Origin of the sequence: Propionivibrio sp., assembly GCF_049316945.1 — a bacterium.
Lineage (GTDB): Bacteria > Pseudomonadota > Gammaproteobacteria > Burkholderiales > Rhodocyclaceae > Propionivibrio.
Window position 1 is genome coordinate 1 of record NZ_JBMOJE010000346.1, and the last position, 2,028, is coordinate 2,028.

Below are 2,028 nucleotides of genomic sequence, written 5' to 3' on the forward strand. Positions count from 1 at the left end.
CTGGCGATCCGTTGCGCTTGTTGGTGGCGTCAACACCGTGCGCGAGTAGTAGGTAGCGTTTCCCGGTTTTCTTGTGGGTGTAGGGGATCATTTGTTGCGCTCCTCGATCATGGCGTCGGCCATTGCGTATGCCAGATTTGCAATGTCGATTCGATCCAATTCTTCGTTCTCTTACCGCATCAACAGCCCTGAAACAACCTTCGCTGCGAAGTAGTCACGTAAATGCAGCCCGGTAAATTGCGTGTACGGCTCCCATTCCTCTTCCACAATATGCCCGAGCATTGGGAACGCCGGCCCTCCGGTATCCTTGCTCATGCTTTCCACTTCCTCCAGAAATCACAATCCTTGCCTTCATCCGGCTTTGGCTTCCCGAGTCTGCACACCTTCACGGCAAATGCCGTGGTCTGTTGCATGCAGGAGGTGCAGGACTTCGCCGGGCAGAGGGTGGCGAACAGGTTTTTGATGTTCTGTGCTTCATGCGGCATTGCGTAGCTCCTTGGTTTTTGCGGTGTAGTCGTCAATCGCTTCTTCGGCCAGCGTCCGCACTTGGCTGGCGCTGAGTACCTGCTTCTCCATATCGCGCAACTCATCAACAAATTTCTTCCCGTAGAAATCCACCATGAACAGCGTGTATTCCCGCATGTGGTATTCCTTGTTGAAGGTGTTGCAGCCACAACATGCCGGTTTGAGATTTTCCTCAAGCCATCGCGTCGATTTCTTCCCGCGCCCAATGAAGTGCGCACAGTGCGCCATCTTCCAGTGCAGAACCTTCCCGCATGAGACGCATGTCACGTTTCCGTGCTCGTCGGCATGCTTGCGCCGGATGAACTCGCTCGTCACGGTGTCGGCTTTGCGGATAAGCGTCGGCAGTGGTGTGAGCTTTGGGCGCTTGGCTTTCTTCGGAACGACTACGCGCTTCATGCCGAATATGCCCATCAGCGAGTCAGCAGCGGCTAGGCTCATTCGCATAACCCGTAAATTGACGAGCAAACAGGCCCATCGTTCTGCATCCTGAACATATCGTAAAGACGCCCACCGCGTTTGGTCTTGCTCCACTCGACAAACACATCAATCGTTTGCGTTGCCGACCACTCGCTGTCATCAGAAGGAGCAGCGAAGAACGTAGCACCTTGCCGTTTGCTTGCTGACTTAACCGCTTGCTCCCAATTACGGATGCGCTCGATCACTTCAGGGAATCGCTTGCTTATTTCAAGCAGTTCATCTTTCCGGCAGTTTATGCAAGGCATACACCCAACCCGGCCCATGCCCATTTTGTAGAGTGGGTTTGGATCGATGCCGTGTTTTTTGTGCATATCGAAACAATCAGCAGCCGTCCATTCGATGATTGGGCGATAGTTCCAAAGCTCTGAACCGTTTTCAAACGTCTGTTTTAGCTCGTTCATCGGAAGCAATGACCTACGCAACGACTCATCACGGCGAACACCTTGCCAACTGATTACATCGTCGCCAGCGTCAAGCAGTGGCTTTTGAACCTGATTGATGATCGGAAACTGTTTCAGTTCTTGCGAACAAAACGCAACCTTGCTGGAAGGGAACCGTCCTTTCCAGACGCAAAGGTCAAGGAACGGGTTTCCTGTTGCGACCAAGGCCGCCGCAGCCCTGTCTATCGCTTCTTGCGGAACGCCCTTGTCTGCCCACTTGGTAAGGACGTATTCGCGCTTTCCGTCGATCTGCCGCGCGAAGTCGGCTTTTACCGTGCGGATTGGCGGCAACCCTTTCGCCACCATCCAGTCAGATACGTACTCAACGTAATCGTAGGTGATCTGGTGTTCGTTTCCTGTATCGGCCATCACAACTTGAAGGTTGTCGGGCATTCTCTCGTAAGCGAGCAAGAGCATAGCGGTACTATCTTTTCCGCCGCTGAAGCTCAGTACGTTATGTTCGCTCATGCCACACTCTCCAGTTGGTGGCGCACCTTCTGCCCGATGCTGCGGAGCACTGTCTCAAGTTCGCGCTTCAGTCGTTTCGCCTCGCCGTCAAGCCGGTCAAGCGCGGTATTCATGGCGG

4 protein-coding genes are annotated in these 2,028 nt (G+C 53.7%); all 4 read right to left on the minus strand.

Going from position 1 to position 2,028, the window contains the following annotated elements:
• Positions 1–171: 171 nt before the first annotated feature.
• From ACOYNV_RS27945 to ACOYNV_RS27960, 4 genes are read right to left on the minus strand one after another with little or no spacing between them, the layout of a single operon-like run.
• Complete coding sequence (locus ACOYNV_RS27945; RefSeq protein WP_422903092.1) at positions 172–315, minus strand: hypothetical protein; 144 nt, start codon at positions 313–315, stop codon at positions 172–174.
• A complete protein-coding gene (locus tag ACOYNV_RS27950) occupies positions 312–485 on the minus strand; it encodes a hypothetical protein (RefSeq protein WP_422903093.1) in 174 nt (57 codons plus the stop codon). The genes ACOYNV_RS27945 and ACOYNV_RS27950 overlap by 4 nt, the downstream gene beginning before the upstream one ends.
• Positions 475–963, minus strand: a complete 489-nt coding sequence (locus ACOYNV_RS27955; protein WP_422903094.1) for a recombination protein NinG — start codon at positions 961–963, stop codon at positions 475–477. Before ACOYNV_RS27955 ends, ACOYNV_RS27950 begins: the two co-directional genes overlap by 11 nt.
• Positions 960–1,910, minus strand: a complete 951-nt coding sequence (locus tag ACOYNV_RS27960; RefSeq protein WP_422903095.1) for a phosphoadenosine phosphosulfate reductase family protein — start codon at positions 1,908–1,910, stop codon at positions 960–962. The genes ACOYNV_RS27955 and ACOYNV_RS27960 overlap by 4 nt, the downstream gene beginning before the upstream one ends.
• Positions 1,911–2,028 lie beyond the last annotated feature (118 nt).